Here is a 14,795-nt window from a genome sequence, read left to right on the forward strand (position 1 = left end):
CCTTCACCTCACCGGCCTCGGCACCTGACCGCGAACACGCCAACAACCAGCTCCGAAGTCAACCCCCGAAGGACTTATGACGCAGACCACTTAGCGTTCCGGCGTTTCACAGGGATTTGAAACGATTCAGCACTTCCGCCTTCCAGGCGGACGATTTGGGGGCTGAGATCATGCGGGAATCCATCACGTGGCGTCGCGGGATGACACGTCGTTCGGTGCTGGCGACGGCGACCGGCCTGACGACGGGGGCCGTCGTGTCGTTCGGCCCGGCGCTCCCGGCGGGCGCCATCGAGGGCCGGGGAACGGGCGCCGGCTGGTTCGCCGGGCCGCCGCGGGCCGTGCGGCCCAAGGTGCGGTGGTGGTGGCCGGACGGGCTGGTCGAGCCGGACGAAGTCGCCCGGGAGATCGACCAGTTGGCCGACGCCGGGTTCGGCGGGGCCGAGATCGCCGCCGTGCACCACAGCATCCGTGACAAGTCGGTCCTGGACACCACCCGCCGCGGATGGGGCAGCAGAGCGTGGCGCGAAGGTGTCGAGGCGGCGCTGCGGCGGGCCGCGAGACGCCGCCTCACCATCGACCTCACCCTCGGCCCGAGCTGGCCCGCCGCCGTCCCCGGCATCACCCCGGACGACGAGGCGGCCGTCAAGGAACTCGCCTACGGGCGCGCCTCGTTGACCGGCGGCGCCACCTTCAGCGGGCCGGTGCCGCCGCCCGTGCACGAGGCGGCCCCCGGCGTCGCCCGGCAGCAGCTCCTCGCTGTGCAGGCGGCCCGCGTCGAGCCCGCCCACTCCACTCGCAAGGAGACCGGGCTGGACCTCGCGAGCGTCGAGGATCTCACCCACCTCGTCAGGGACGGCGCCCTCACCTGGACGGCGCCGTCCGACGGGGAGTGGGTGCTGATCTCGTACTGGCAGCGGGGCTCCGGGCAGCAGCCCGAGTCCGGTCCGCACTCCTCCCCCGCCGCCTGCGTCGTCGACCACTTCAGCGTCGCCGGTACCGCCGCGATCACCCGGTACTGGGAGTCGCATCTGCTCACTCCCTCCTTGCGGCGACTGCTCAGGGCCGCGGGCGGGGCGTTCTTCGAGGACTCCATCGAGCTGGAGACCGACGGCCTGCAGTGGACGCCCCTGCTGCCCGAGGCCTTCGAGAAGCACACCGGCCGGCCGCTCCTGCCGTACCTCGCGGCGCTCGTGCTCGACGACAGCGACCAGGTCTTCGCCTTCGAGGCTCAGCTGACCCGGCAGATCCGGCACGACTTCTGGGAGACCGTGTCCGGGCTGTTCAACCGCCATCATGTGCGCGGCCTGCGCGACTGGGCGCACTCCCTGGGCATGTCCCTGCGCGCCCAGCCGTACGGGCTGCGGACCGACGCCATCGCCTCGGCGGCGATCCTCGACATCGCCGAGGGCGAATCGCTCGGCTTCAAGAACCTGGACGACTACCGCTGTCTGGCGGGCGGCAGGGACATGGCGGGGCACACCGTGCTGTCCTGTGAGGCGGGCGCGTACGCCGGATCCGCGTACAGCACGACCTGGGACCGCTTTCTGCGCACCATGGGCGGGGCGTACGCGGCAGGCGTCAACCAGACCGTCCTGCACGGCTTTTCCTACGCCACCGCACCAGGGGTGGGCTGGCCCGGCTTCGCCGCGTTCAGTCCGTACAACGGGGCGGCCGGATACGGCGAGTCCTGGGGTCCGCGCCAGCCGACCTGGCGGCACATCGACGACATCACCGGCTACCTCGGCCGCGTTCACCGCGTGCTCCAGGCGGGCACCGCCCGGGCGGACGTGGCCGTCTTCCGCCAGACCGGCTACTCCGCCACCGGGATCGGCGCCTCCTGGCTCACCTCGACCGGTGTCCCGCTCGGCTGGACCCACCAGTTCCTCAGCGGTCCGCTGCTCGACCTGCCGGCCGCCACCGTCGCCAGGGGCCGACTCGCCGCCGAAGGACCGGCGTACAAGGCGCTGTTCGTGGAGGCTGACTTCTTCTACGGCTCCACACCCACGCTCGCCGAGGCCGACGCCCGCAAGCTGCTGGAGTTCGCCACCGCCGGGCTGCCCGTCGTCCTGCTCGGCGGCTTCGACCAGGCACTGACGCCGGGAGTGCCCGCGGAGGGGGAGACCGAGCGGCTGCGGGAGGTGCTCGCGCGTCTGCTCGCCCTGCCGGGTGTCCGCCGCGTCACCGAGAAGACGGCCGTCGGCGACGCCCTCGCCCAGCTCGGTGTCGTCCCCGACGTGCGGTACGCCGCCGCCTCGACGCTCCTCAACGCCCACCGGGTCATCCGGGACGCAGACTTCTACTACTTGTGCAACGGCAAGCACGCCGAGACCGTCAAGCCGCCCGTCGCGGCGATCGGCCACGAAGTAACACTGCGCCGCACCCGGAGCGGCGGCGTCACAGTGCCGTACGTGCTGGACCCGTGGACCGGCACAGCCGTGCGCGTCGCGCAGTACACCGAGGACGGTGACGCCTTCACCTTGCGCGTGGCGCTTCAGCCCGGGCAGGCGACGATCGTCGCGCTGGGCCGGCCCGGGCTGTTCGGGGACCGCCTCGGCCGGCGGCCGCACGCCGTGGCCACCGACGCCGATCAGGTCCTGTTCACGCGTGGCGGGCTGGTCATGCGCGCGGACAAGGCCGGTACGTACACGACCCGGCTGTCCCATGGCCGCACGGTCACCACCCGGATCGCCGAGGTGCCCGGACCCGTCGTACCGGACCGCTGGCAGCTGGACGTGGAGGACTGGCGACCCGGCGCCAAGGCGACACAGACCGACGTCGTCACGCACGCACTCACCCTCGACACGCTGCTGCCCTGGTCGCAGATTCCCGAACTCGCCGACACCGCCGGCATCGGCCGCTACCGCACCACCCTCACCCTGCCGACCGGCTGGAGCGCACGTCACGGTGCGCTGCTGCACCTCGGGCAGGTCAGCGACACCTGCCGGGTCACCCTCAACGGCACCCGGCTGGGCCCCGTCGACCGGCTCCACCCCGTCCTCGACGTCGGCCCGTGGCTCCGACGCGGCGACAACGTCCTGGAGGTCGAGGTGGCCACGCCGCTGATCAACCGCCTCAGGGTGGTCGACCCGGCCGTGTTCGGCGCCGTCGCGCGTCAGGCGTACGGGCTCGTGGGGCCCGTACGGCTGGCTCCGTACGGGCAGGCGCGACTGGTGTAGGCCGGGCACAAGGCCGGGAGCTGGGCACGGCCGCCTGCCGACTCCGCCACGGCCGATTGCTGTCGCTCAAGCGTGGAAGCCGGGAAAGGAGGCGGCCGGGAACGGGCACGCAGGTGGGCGAGAAGGTGCCGACCAGGCGGTGCGCGCCATCGGTCCCGGCCGGTATACGGCACGACGACAGAGATCACGATGAGGGGCAGGTCCCCCGATCGCCCGAACGGGCGCGCCTCCTTCGCGCGGCGGAACCGTACGCAGGCCCGTCGCTCAGGAGGCACGGGCCCGGTCTCCGTGCTGCGGGAGATACGCCGGTCGGCCGAGCGGACCCCGGCGCACCGGAATCGCCATGTCGACCTCCTGCGCGCCGTCGCGATCACTGCCGTCGTCGTCGGCCACTGGCTGGCCGTGCACGTCACCTACGACGGAGCGCTGCGGGGCGACAACATCCTGGCGCTCGTGCCCTGGACGCGTCCGTTCACCTGGCTGTTCCAGGTCATGCCGATCTTCTTCCTGGTCGGCGGCTTCGCCAACGCGGCATCCCTGACCTCCCACCGGGACCACGGCGGCAACGTCACCGGCTGGACGCTGCGCCGTACCGACCGCCTTGTCCGCCCCACCACGCTGCTCCTGGCCGTGCTGGCCTGCAGCGCGGTCCTGGCCAAGGCGCTCGGCGTCGACCCCGGCCTGATCGGTACCGCCGTCTGGCTCGCCGCCGTCCCCCTGTGGTTCCTGACCGCCTATCTGGCCGTGGTGGTGCTCACCCCGCCGATGCTCGCCCTGCACAGCCGGTACGGAGTGGCCGTACCGGCGGTGCTGGCCGTCCTGGTGGGCGCGGGGGACGCGGCGCGGCTGGTGCTGCGGATTCCGTACGTGGGCGGGGCCAACTTCCTGTTCGTCTGGCTGGCCGTGCATCAGCTCGGTTTCGCCTGGCGGGACGGGCGGCTGCCCGAGCGGCGCGGTGTGGCGGTCCCGCTCACCCTGGCCGGGCTCGTCGCCCTGGTGCTGCTGACGGTGGTCGGCCCGTATCCGGTCAGCATGGTCGGGGTGACCGGGCAGGAGATCCAGAACACCGCGCCTCCCACCCTGGCACTGCTTGCGCTGGCGGCCGCCCAGACCGGACTGGCGCTGCTGCTGCGTGCCCCGGCCGACCGGTGGCTGCACCGCCTGCGCCCGTGGATGGCCGTCGTGGCGGTCAATTCGGTGATCATGACGCTGTTCCTGTGGCACATGACCGCCGCCGTGCTCGGCGCGGTGGCGTTGTACCCCACCGGGCTGCTGCCGCAGCCGCCGGCGGGGTCGCCTGCCTGGCTGCTGCTGCGCATCCCGTGGCTCGTCGTGCTGGCCCTGATCCTCGCGGTGCTCGTCATCGTCGTCGGACGCGTCGAGCGACGCGAAGGTCCTCGCCCCGGGCCGGGCAGCGCGAGCGGCGTACTGCCGGCCCTGCTCACCTTCCTCGGGGTGACCGGCGTGCTGGCCGGTCTCCTCGGCATCGCCATGGCCGGCCCCACGTATCACGATCCCACGGGCCTCCCGACACTGTCCCTGGCCGCCTACCTCGCCGGTGCCGCCGTGCTGCGGTTCGCCCGATGGCGTCTCGCCGAGCCGCGGCGGTGATGCCGTACAGGCAGGTCATGCCGCATGGGCGCGCCGGGGCGTCGCCCACGGACCCGTGTGAAGCGCCGACGAGGTTCGCACGTCGCCGACGTCGCGGGACGAACGGAACCCGGCCCGCGTACTACCGTGGGGTCATGGACGGCGGTTCGGTGACGCTGTTCCTGTGCGGCGATGTGATGCTCGGGCGCGGTGTCGACCAGATCCTCCCGTACCCCGGCGATCCGGCGCTGCGGGAGAGCTACGTCAGTGACGCCCGGAGCTACGTCGAGCTGGCCGAGGCGGCAAGCGGCCCGATCCCCGCGCCCGTCGATCCGTCCTGGCCGTGGGGTGAGGCGCTGCGGGTGCTGGAAGACACCGCTCCGGACGCCCGGGTCGTGAATCTGGAGACGTCCGTCACGTGCGGTGACGCGTTCGCGGCCGGGAAGGCGGTCCACTACCGGATGCACCCGGACAACCTGCCGGCTCTGGCGGTGGCCCGGCCCGACGTCTGTGTGCTGGCCAACAACCATGTGCTGGACTTCGGCCGCCCCGGGCTGCTGGAGACACTCGACTCGCTTGCCCGGGCGGAACTGCGGTCCGCGGGCGCGGGGCGCAACGCCGAGGCGGCGTACGCGCCCGCGGCGATCCCTCTCGGCCACGGCGGCCGCGTCCTGGTGTTCGCCCTCGGGGTCGCGTCCAGCGGCATCCCGCCGAGCTGGGCGGCAACGGCGGAGCTGGCCGGTGTCGCGTACGTCGCGGAACCGTCGGCCGGAGCGGCCGCTGCCGTGGTTCGGCGGGTACGGCAGTGGAAGCGGCCGGGGGACATCGTGGTCGCCTCCGTGCACTGGGGCTCCAACTGGGGCTACCTCGTTCCTCGCGACCAGGTTCGCTTCGCCCACGCCCTGGTGGACGGTGGCGTCGACATCGTCCACGGGCATTCCTCGCACCATCCACGCCCCATCGAGGTCTACCGCGACCGGCTGATCCTCCACGGCTGTGGTGACTTCGTCGACGACTACGAGGGGATCTCCGGGTACGAGGAGTACCGGGACGACCTGCGGCTCGCCTACTTCGCCTCCGTGGAGGCGGGCACGGGGCGGCTGGCAGGTCTGCGCATGGTGCCTCTGCGGGCCTGCCGGATGCGGCTCGAACCCGCGACCGGCCAGGACCGAGCCTGGCTGCACACCACCCTCGACCGGATCAGCTCCGGCATCCGCATCGCCCCGGAGTCCGGCGATGCGCTCAGGCTGGTACGGACGGCCGCCGCGCACGGGCCGTGAGCGGCAGGGGCCCGTGGTGGACCTGTCGACGGGGCTCCGCCCACCGGCTGCCGGACCGCGTCGCCCGCTTTCCCGGACCGGCGGTCCACGGCAGGCCCGGGTCAGCCCATCAGCCCCGCGGCGACTGTCGCCCCCAACTCCCAGCACGCCTCGATGTCGGCTCTGCCCGGTTCGCCGGTCACCGTCGCGGGCTCGGCCGTTCGCCGCCAGCCAAGGCCCGTCGTGATCGTGTCGATGCCCCGTACCGCTCCGGTGACGTCACTCCCGCCATGGACCCAGTAGCCGAAGGGCCGGCCACGCGTCGTGTCGAGGCAGGGGTAGTAGACCTGGTCGAAGAAGTGCTTGAGGGCTCCGGACATGTAGCCGAGGTTCGCCGGTGTGCCGAGCAGATATCCGTCGGCGCCGAGCACGTCCGACACCGTGGCCGACAGCGCCGGCCGCCGTACGACCCGCACGCCTTCGATCTCGGGCGCTGTCGCCCCGGCCACGACTGCTTCGAACAGTGCCTGGCAGTTGGGCGAGGGGGTGTGATGCACGATCAGCAAAGTGGCCACTCCCGAACCCTGCCGTCCCACCGCCGCCCGCCGCAAGCGGCGGTGCCATCGGTCTCTGCTGATGGTCACCTCCGTATGGATGATGGGGTGTGCATCCGGGCCTCACCACGTGCGGCCCGATGAGTTTCGGCTCGGCGGGGGGTCAATCTTCGTAGGACGCATGAAGGAGTGGACGCATGGGGACGTACGTTCAACTGGGCGACGTGAAGACTTGGTACGACGAGCACGGTGAGGGCGAGCCGCTGGTGCTGATGCACGGCGGTCTGGTGGACGCCCGGTTCTTCGAGCCGAATCTCGGCCCTCTGGCCGAGCACTTCCACGTCTACACCCCGGAGCGCCGAGGGCACGGACACACCCCGGACGTGCCCGGGCCGATCACGTATCAGCTCATGGCCGACGACACGATCGCGTTCCTGGAGACGGTCGTGGGCGAGCCGGCCGATCTGGTCGGGCACAGCGACGGGGCGTTCGTGGCGATGCTGGTGGCGATGCGGCGGCCGGAGCTGGTGAAGCGGCTGGTGATGATCAGTGGCGGCTTCAGCAAGGAGGGCGAGGCGGCGCCGGACGCGGAGTGGGACGTCGACCAGATTTTCGAGTTCCTCGGCCCGTCCTACGGCGAGGTCTCGCCGGACGGCATCGACCACTTCAAGGTGGTGGCCACGAAGATCGGCGAGATGGCGGCCCGGGAGCCGCATCTCAAGGCCTCCGACCTGGCCGCGGTGACCCAGCGCTCGTTGGTGATGTTCTCGGACGACGACCTGGTGACGATGACCCACGCGGTGGAGATGTACGAGGCACTGCCCAACGCGGAACTCGCCGTCGTGCCCGGCACCTCGCACTTCCTCACCCAGGAGAAACCGGCGCTGGTCAACGCGATCGTGCTGGACTTCCTCACCAACGAACCGGTCCCGACCGTCGCGGCCATCCGGCGGGCGGCAGGTAACGGGTGACAGGTGACGCCACCGGCTGACCCGGTCACCGCCCGACGGTGCTGCCCGCCCGTGCTGTCGGGTGCCGGGTGCCGGGTGAGGGGAAGATCACTGGTCACCGTGCGTGACGGCTCTCGCCTCTGGGCGCGGGGCAGTGTAAACAGGGGCACATGGCCAGACTCCTGGGGCAATCTAGGACTCAGTCGAGCCGCCGTCCCCACGGTCTGCCCGTGCAGCGACGGCGGCAGCCGCGCGAGCTCGGATGGGGATCGGCCCCGGGACTCCGGGCGGCGCTGAGCCAACGCAGCGTCGCCGGCCAGGTGTTCCTCTTCCAGGTAGTGATCGTGCTGCTGCTGGTCGTGGCGGCCGTCGTGGCGCTGGTGCTGCAGGTACGGCACGACAGCACGGAGGAGGCCCGTAACCGTTCGCTCGCCGTCGCGGAGACGTTCGCCAACGCGCCGGGCACCCTGGAGGCGCTCAGCGCCCCCGATCCGACGGCGGTGCTCCAGCCGCGCGCCGAAGCCGCCCGCGAGCAGTCCCGGGTGGATTTCGTGGTCGTGATGAACACCGACGGGATTCGCTACACCCATCCCAAACCGGACCGTATCGGGAAGCAGTTCGTCGGCACCATGGAGCCCGCGCTGGCCGGCCGGTCCTTCACCGAGGAAATCACCGGAACCATCGGCCGTCTGGTACAGGCCGTGGTGCCCGTCAAAGGGCCCGACGGCACGGTCGAAGGGCTCGTGTCGGCCGGTATCACCACCGACAACGTCGGCGGGGTCGCCGACCGGCAGTTGCCGCTCCTGCTGGCCGCCGCGGCCGCGGCCCTGACTCTCGCCACGGCCGGAACCGCGCTCGTCAGCAAACGGCTGCTGCGCCAGACGCACGGCCTGGGCCCGTCCGAGATGACCCGCATGTACGAGCACCACGACGCGGTGCTGCACTCCGTCCGGGAGGGAGTGATCATCATCGGCGGCGGAGGGGTGCTGCTGCTCGCCAACGACGAGGCGCACCGCCTTCTCGATCTGCCCGACGACGCCGAGGGACGGCATGTGCTCACGCTGGGCCTCGATCCCGACACGGCCGATCTGCTGGCCGGCGGACGTGTCGCCACGGACGAGGTGCATCTGGTCGGAGACCGTCTCCTGGCGATCAACCAGCGGCCCACCGATCTTCAGGGCGAGCCGACCGGCAGCGTCGCCACCCTCCGCGACTCCACCGAGCTGCGCGCCCTGTCCGGCAGGGCCGAAGTGGCACGCGAGCGTCTGAAGCTCCTCTACGACGCCGGGGCGGGCTTCGGCACCAGCCTGGACGTGACCCGCACCGCCGAGGAACTCGCCGATGTGGCCGTCCCCCAGTTCGCGGACTTCGCGAGTGTGGACCTCGCCCCCGCCGTCCTCAGCGGTGCCGAACCGGAAGCCGTCACCTCACTGCGCCGCGCGGCCTTCAGCGGAATCCGCAAGGACGCTCCTCTCCACGCACTGGGCGAAGAGATCACCTTCGTCGCCTCCGCACCGCAGGCCCTCAGCCTCCGCACCGGCGAGGCCGTCCTGGAACCCGACCTTCCCAGCGCCTCCGGGTGGCTCGCACAGGATCTCGAACGCTCGGCGCGGATCGTGGAGTACGGCATCCACTCGCTGATCACGGTTCCGCTGCGCGTGGGCTCCCTGATGATGGGCGTGGTCAGCTTCTGGCGCTCCGAGAAACCCGAGCCCTTCGACGGGGAGGATCTCGCCCTTGCCGAGGAACTCGTCGCCCGGGCCGCGGTCTCCATCGACAACGCCCGCCGCTACACGCGCGAACACGCCATGGCCGTCACCCTGCAGCGCAGTCTGCTCCCGCGCAGCCTGCCCGAGCAGAGCGCCCTGGACGTCGCCTACCGCTACCTTCCGGCGCAGGCGGGAGTGGGCGGGGACTGGTTCGACGTCCTGCCGCTGTCCGGTGCCCGGGTCGCGCTGGTGGTGGGCGATGTCGTCGGGCACGGTCTGCACGCGGCGGCCACCATGGGGCGGCTGCGCACGGCGGTCCACAACTTCTCGGCCCTGGATCTGCCACCCGACGAAATCCTCGGGCTCCTCGACGAGTTGGTCAGCCGAATAGACCAGGACGAGGCGGCGCAGGACGACAGCGCCGCGATCACCGGTGCCACCTGCCTGTACGCGATCTACGACCCGATCTCGCAGCACTGCACCGTCGCCCGGGCCGGTCATCCGCCGCCGGCGGTGGTGCGTCCCGACGGCCAGGTCGAGTTCCCCCCGGTGCCGGCCGGACCGCCGCTGGGGCTGGGCGGCCTTCCGTTCGAGACGGCCGAGCTGAAGCTGGACGAAGGCAGTCGGCTGGTGCTCTACACCGACGGGCTCGTCGAGGACCGGCACCGCGACATCGACGCGGGACTCGAACTGCTGCGCACCGCCCTCGCCGACGCCGATCCGTCACCGGACGGCACCTGTCAGGCCGCGCTCGACGCCCTGCTTCCGGCCCGGCCGAGCGACGACATCGCCCTCCTCGTCGCCCGCACCCGCGCGCTCGGCGCCGACCGCGTCGCCACCTGGCAGGTACCGTCCGACCCGGCGGCCGTCGGCGAGGTGCGCGCCTCGGTCGCCCGGCAGCTGGCCCACTGGAGCCTGGAAGAACTGGACTTCACCACCGAACTGATCCTCAGTGAGCTGGTCACCAACGCGATCCGTTACGGCAGCGGCCCCATCCACGTCCGGCTGCTGTGCGACCGCACTCTGATCTGCGAGGTCTCCGACACCAGCAGTACCGCACCCCACCTGCGCTACGCGGCGGCGACGGACGAGGGCGGGCGCGGTCTGTTCCTCATAGCCCAGCTCACCGAACGCTGGGGCACCCGCTACACCCCCACCGGCAAGACCATCTGGGCCGAACAGCCCCTGCCCTGACGGATCAGCTGCCCCGCACGTGGGTCAGCAGTTCCCGGACGTGCCGTGTCGCAGGGTGCTCGGGTTCGAGGTGGCGTTCGCTCTCGGCCAGGGTGTACGCGAACAGCTCGGCGCTCCGCTCCTGGTTTCCCGCGCCGTGGTGGGCGTATGCGAGGTTGCCGCGGGAGAGCAGGGTGTCGGGGTGGCCGGGGCCCAGGGTCCGTTCGCGGTCGGCCAGGGTCCGCTCGTGGAGGGGGATGGCGCGGGCCGGGTCCCCTGTGAGTTCGTGGGCGCGGGCGAGGTTGTCCCGGCAGAGCATGGTTTGCAGGTCGCCGGTTCCGAGGAGACGCTCGCGGCCGGCGAGGACCTGCTCGTAGAGCGGGAGGGCGCGGGCCGGGTCACCGGCCGCCTCGTACGCGCCCGCGAGGTTGTTCCGGGAGGTGAGGGTGTCGGGGTGGTCGGAGCCGAGGACCCCGACACGGTCGGCCAGGGTCCGTTCCTGGAGCGCCACGGCCCGGTCGTGGAGTCCCGCCTGCTGACAGGCGCCCCCGAGGTTGCTGCGGGAGAGCAGGGTTTCGGGGTGGCCCGGCCCGAGGTCGCCTTCGCGCTGGGCGACCTGCCGTTCGAAGAAGGCCACCACGTCGTCGTCCCCGAGCGGTTCTTCGACGGACCGCTCCCCGTCCAGGTGCGGCGACGGCAAACCGTCTGCCGACCGGTCCTCCGCCGCCTGCTGCAACTGCTCCCGAAGTGCCGTCATCGTCGCGGCACATCCCGTGCACGGCTGTCCGGCCATGGCATCCGCTCCTCGTCGACCGCCTGTTCCCAGAGTAGGCACGGCCTCCGCGACGGGGGTGTCCCGGAACGGGCCGGAACGTGCCCGTCATGCCGGGCCTCGGGACCCGTGGAATCTGTTGGGACCTGTGGGGTTCAGCTGTCGAACCACCACCGGGACCCGGCCCAGGCCAGCGCGTAGCCGAAGCCGTTGACGGCCCAGTGCAGTGCCGCGGGTGCCAACAGGCTGCCGGAGCGGCGCCGCAGTTCGCACAGGACCACCCCGGCGGCGACCATGGCCACGACCGCCGCGACGACGGTCGGCGTCACGCCCGCCGAGCCGCCTCCGAAGAGCGACCCGACGGCCGTGTTGGAACGGTTGATGCCACGGGAGGGGAGCACATGCCACAGGCCGAAGAGCAGGGACGACACGGCGGTGGCCCACGCCGTTCCGTGCCGGCGGCGGATCATCGCCCACAGCACACCGCGGAAGGCCGTCTCCTCCAGGAGCACGGTGCCGAGCGGCACGCGCACCAGCACCCGCCACAGCAGCTCTTGCGCGGACAGGCCGGCGGCCCTCGCGTCCGAGAACGCCTCTCGGCCGACCGGAACGGCGAGGACAAGCAGGAACACGGCGAGGACGGCACCGGCCAGAACGGGCGCCCACCGCAGTCCCCGGCGCACACTCTCCGCGTCGAGCCCCAGATCGGCCCGGGTGAGGCCGTCCCAGCGCGCGATCAGCAGCAGTACGGCCGTCGCGGTCACGCAGGTGAGTACGTAGGCGTAAGGGCCGGGCGCCAGCCAGTTGTTGACCACGTTGGCGGCGACCAGGACACCCACGGCACAGACGATCCGCATTCTCGTTCCAGAATCTCTCGTCGCCCGGCTCCGGCACGGGCAGGGCTTCGCTGATTCATACCGCTGGTGCTTTCATACCTCTGACTGCTTCCCTACCGCTGACTGCTTTCCTACCGCTGATTCCTTCAGGAGGCGTTGACCTGAAGGAATTCATGTTGCGTGCCGTCGGGGTCCGTATGAAAAGCTCACTGGATTCGGTACGAGGAGAGGCGGCGGCATGCGCATCGGACTGCTCGGTACAGGGCCCTGGGCCGAGATGGCCCACGCTCCCGCGCTCAGCGGGCACGAGGAGCTGGACTTCGTCGGCGTATGGGGCCGACGGCCGGAGGCGGCCGAGGCACTGGCCGAGCGGCATGGCACGCGGGCGTACGAGGACGTCGACGCCCTGCTCGCCGCCGTGGACGCGGTCGCCATCGCCCTGCCGCCCGCCGTCCAGGCCCCGCTCGCGGCGCGCGCCGCCCGGGCGGGCTGTCATCTGCTGCTCGACAAGCCCCTCGCGGCGAGCGTCGAGGAGGGGCGGGCCGTCGTCGAGGCGGCCGAGCGGGCCCAGGTCGCCTCCGTCGTCTTCTTCACCGCACGTTTCCAGACCGCGATCGACGCCTGGATCACCGAACAGGCGGCGGTGGACGGCTGGTTCACCGCACGCGCCGAGTGGCTCGGTTCGGTGTTCACCGGCGACAGCCCGTTCGCGACACCGTGGCGGCGGGAGAAGGGAGCCCTGTGGGACGTCGGCCCCCACGCCCTGTCCGTGTTGCTGCCGGTGCTCGGAGACGTCGAGCGGGTGGCGGCCGCCGCACGGGGCCCGAAGGACACCGTTCACCTGGTTCTCCGACATGTCGGTGAGGCGTCGAGCACCCTGACGCTCAGCCTCACCGCCCCGCCCGCGGCTTCCGGAGCCGCCGTCGAACTGCGTGGCAAGGCGGGGACGACCGTCCTGCCCGCGTCCGGCGAAGGGGCCGTTCAAGCCCTCATGCGGGCCGCCGACGCGCTCCTCTCCGCCGCCCGCACCGGTCGGCCGCACCCGTGCGACGCCGCCTTCGGGCTGCGGGTCACGGAGATACTCGCCGCGGCGGAAGCACAGTTGCCCACCTGACCGGGGGTGGGACGCCTCAGGGCCGGCCGGTGAGGAACCAGTCGAGGGTCGAGGTCAGCTCCGCGGGCTTCTCCACCGGGAGTTCGTGGCCCGCGTCGATGATGCGGACCACCGCGTCCGGGTAGGCCTTCGCCATGCGCAGCATCTGTTTCACCGGCAGCTGGATGTCGTGGTAGCCGTGGACCAGCAGCGTGGGGACGCGGATCTCGCCGACGCGGTCGAGCACGTCGAAGGCGCGCATGGCGCCGTAGAGCGTCATGACGACCTCCCTCGGGATGTCCGCGGAGGCGCGGATGTACTCGCGGACCTCCTCGCGGGGGTAGCCCGGCGCGAAGGCGCGCTGGATGTTGGCGGCGACGAACAGCTTGAAGGGGACGAGCGTCGACGCCGCCATCAGCAGACCCCGTCCCCTGCTGTAGGCCATGCGGCTGATCGAGCCCACGAGCACCAGGCGCTCCACCCGCTCGGGGTGGGCGAGAGCAATCGTCTGCGAGATCATCCCGCCCATCGAGTGGCCCACGAGCACGAACCGTTCGACCTCCAGGTGGTCGAGGAGGGCGAGGACGTCCTTCGACAGTTCCTCGATCGTCCGCACCCCCGCCCCGCTGCTCTCGCCGTGCCCGCGCAGGTCGAGCCGTACGACCCGCCGCTTCGGCGCGAAGTGCGCCATCTGGTGGTCCCAGCGGTGCCGGTTCGCCGTCCAGCCGTGAATGAACACCACGGGCACGCCGTCGCCGTCGCGGGGGCCCTCGTCGTCGTACGTCAGTGCTGCGCCGTCGACTTCCAGCTGCGGCATGGGGCGCCTCCTGCGGTGCGGTCCGGTTACTGCCGAGTACGGTAGCGGCCCGCCCGAGCCGCCGTCACCGCCGTTCGCCGAGGAAATCGAGGATGTGCCCGTACACGTCGAGGGCGGCGCCGCGGCCGAGGAAGGTGTCGAGGTGACCGTAGCCGGGGATTTCGGTGTACGTCATGTCCAAGTGGGGCTGTCTGTGGGCCAGTACCTGGTGGCACAGCTTCTGGGAGTCCAGCCACAGCCCGTTGTCGCTGCCGGCGAGGAGCAGGACGGGGGTGTCGATGCGGGCGGCGGCGTCCAGCGCGTTGGGCGGCAGGGCCCGGTAGCGGTGGTCGGTGTCGTGCCAGCGGACCACGCTGCGGGCCAGCTCGATGCGGCGCAGGTGGGGCAGGATCCACAAGGGGGCGGGGCCGAGGAGTTCGGCGAGGCGGTTGTGGGTGGCCTCGGACAGGTGCTCGTGGACGAAGAGCGAGGCGCCGGTGCCCCAGGCGGAGTTGTGCAGGATCTGGCAGGTGGGGTCCGGGCAGGTCGCCCTGCGGGAGGCCAGCGCGAACAGCGGGGTGTACTTCGACCACAGGCCCACCTTGCGGAAGTCGACCGGGATGTGGTCGATCCGGGTCTTCAGCAGCTCCCCCGCCACCGACATCCGCAGGCTGGTCCGGCCCGCGAGCTTCGGCGTCAGGAACACGCCCTGCGACACCACACCCGCCAGCCCCGGCACCAGCCCGGCCGTCATGCTCAGCGGAGCGCGACCTCGGGCCCACTTGGTCTGGTCTTGACTTGCACCTCGGGCTGAAGCCCGAGGATTCTGGCCTTCTCGACTTGCTGCTGTGCCGCTACGCGGCACGGGGTTCGGTCGGGAATCCGTG

The 14,795-nt window shown here is 71.6% G+C and carries 11 protein-coding genes; 6 read left to right on the top strand and 5 right to left on the bottom strand.

The features are described 5' to 3' along the window. Nucleotides 1-200: 200 nt before the first annotated feature. From ACWD3C_RS46130 to ACWD3C_RS46140, 3 genes are all read left to right on the top strand, one after another. Nucleotides 201-3,176, top strand: a complete 2,976-nt coding sequence (locus ACWD3C_RS46130; RefSeq protein ID WP_451154408.1) for a glycosyl hydrolase — start codon at nucleotides 201-203, stop codon at nucleotides 3,174-3,176. Nucleotides 3,177-3,365: 189 nt separating this feature from the next. Further along, nucleotides 3,366-4,787 (top strand): acyltransferase family protein, encoded by a 1,422-nt coding sequence (locus ACWD3C_RS46135; protein ID WP_451154410.1) that lies wholly within the window; start codon nucleotides 3,366-3,368, stop codon nucleotides 4,785-4,787. Nucleotides 4,788-4,921: 134 nt separating this feature from the next. Continuing rightward, nucleotides 4,922-6,046, top strand: coding sequence for a CapA family protein (locus ACWD3C_RS46140; protein WP_451154412.1), 1,125 nt, complete (start codon nucleotides 4,922-4,924; stop codon nucleotides 6,044-6,046). Nucleotides 6,047-6,147: 101 nt separating this feature from the next. Here ACWD3C_RS46140 and ACWD3C_RS46145 read toward each other — a convergent pair whose 3' ends face one another. After that, nucleotides 6,148-6,600, bottom strand: coding sequence for a flavodoxin family protein (locus tag ACWD3C_RS46145; protein WP_451154414.1), 453 nt, complete (start codon nucleotides 6,598-6,600; stop codon nucleotides 6,148-6,150). A 176-nt stretch (nucleotides 6,601-6,776) separates the two neighbouring features. Here ACWD3C_RS46145 and ACWD3C_RS46150 point away from each other — a divergent pair, with 176 nt between their 5' ends. Both ACWD3C_RS46150 and ACWD3C_RS46155 read left to right on the top strand, forming a co-directional pair. Further along, nucleotides 6,777-7,550, top strand: a complete 774-nt coding sequence (locus ACWD3C_RS46150; protein ID WP_451154416.1) for an alpha/beta fold hydrolase — start codon at nucleotides 6,777-6,779, stop codon at nucleotides 7,548-7,550. Between the two features lie 149 nt (nucleotides 7,551-7,699). Next, a complete protein-coding gene (locus ACWD3C_RS46155) occupies nucleotides 7,700-10,432 on the top strand; it encodes a SpoIIE family protein phosphatase (protein WP_451154418.1) in 2,733 nt (910 codons plus the stop codon). Between the two features lie 4 nt (nucleotides 10,433-10,436). On the opposite strand, the gene ACWD3C_RS46160 is transcribed toward ACWD3C_RS46155, so the two are convergent. Beyond that, nucleotides 10,437-11,204 (bottom strand): tetratricopeptide repeat protein, encoded by a 768-nt coding sequence (locus ACWD3C_RS46160; RefSeq protein ID WP_451154420.1) that lies wholly within the window; start codon nucleotides 11,202-11,204, stop codon nucleotides 10,437-10,439. 134 nt (nucleotides 11,205-11,338) lie between these two features. After that, nucleotides 11,339-12,040 carry a CPBP family intramembrane glutamic endopeptidase gene (locus tag ACWD3C_RS46165; protein WP_451154422.1) on the bottom strand — a complete coding sequence of 234 codons (702 nt, stop codon included), beginning with the start codon at nucleotides 12,038-12,040 and terminating at the stop codon, nucleotides 11,339-11,341. A 217-nt stretch (nucleotides 12,041-12,257) separates the two neighbouring features. Here ACWD3C_RS46165 and ACWD3C_RS46170 point away from each other — a divergent pair, with 217 nt between their 5' ends. Further along, nucleotides 12,258-13,133 carry a Gfo/Idh/MocA family protein gene (locus tag ACWD3C_RS46170; RefSeq protein WP_451154424.1) on the top strand — a complete coding sequence of 292 codons (876 nt, stop codon included), beginning with the start codon at nucleotides 12,258-12,260 and terminating at the stop codon, nucleotides 13,131-13,133. 16 nt (nucleotides 13,134-13,149) lie between these two features. Here ACWD3C_RS46170 and ACWD3C_RS46175 read toward each other — a convergent pair whose 3' ends face one another. After that, on the bottom strand, nucleotides 13,150-13,929 hold the full coding sequence (locus ACWD3C_RS46175; protein ID WP_451154426.1) for an alpha/beta hydrolase: 780 nt from the start codon (nucleotides 13,927-13,929) through the stop codon (nucleotides 13,150-13,152). A gap of 64 nt (nucleotides 13,930-13,993) precedes the next feature. After that, on the bottom strand, nucleotides 13,994-14,662 hold the full coding sequence (locus ACWD3C_RS46180; protein ID WP_451154428.1) for a hypothetical protein: 669 nt from the start codon (nucleotides 14,660-14,662) through the stop codon (nucleotides 13,994-13,996). Nucleotides 14,663-14,795: the final 133 nt, after the last annotated feature.

This window comes from Streptomyces sp. NPDC002845 (assembly GCF_053591955.1).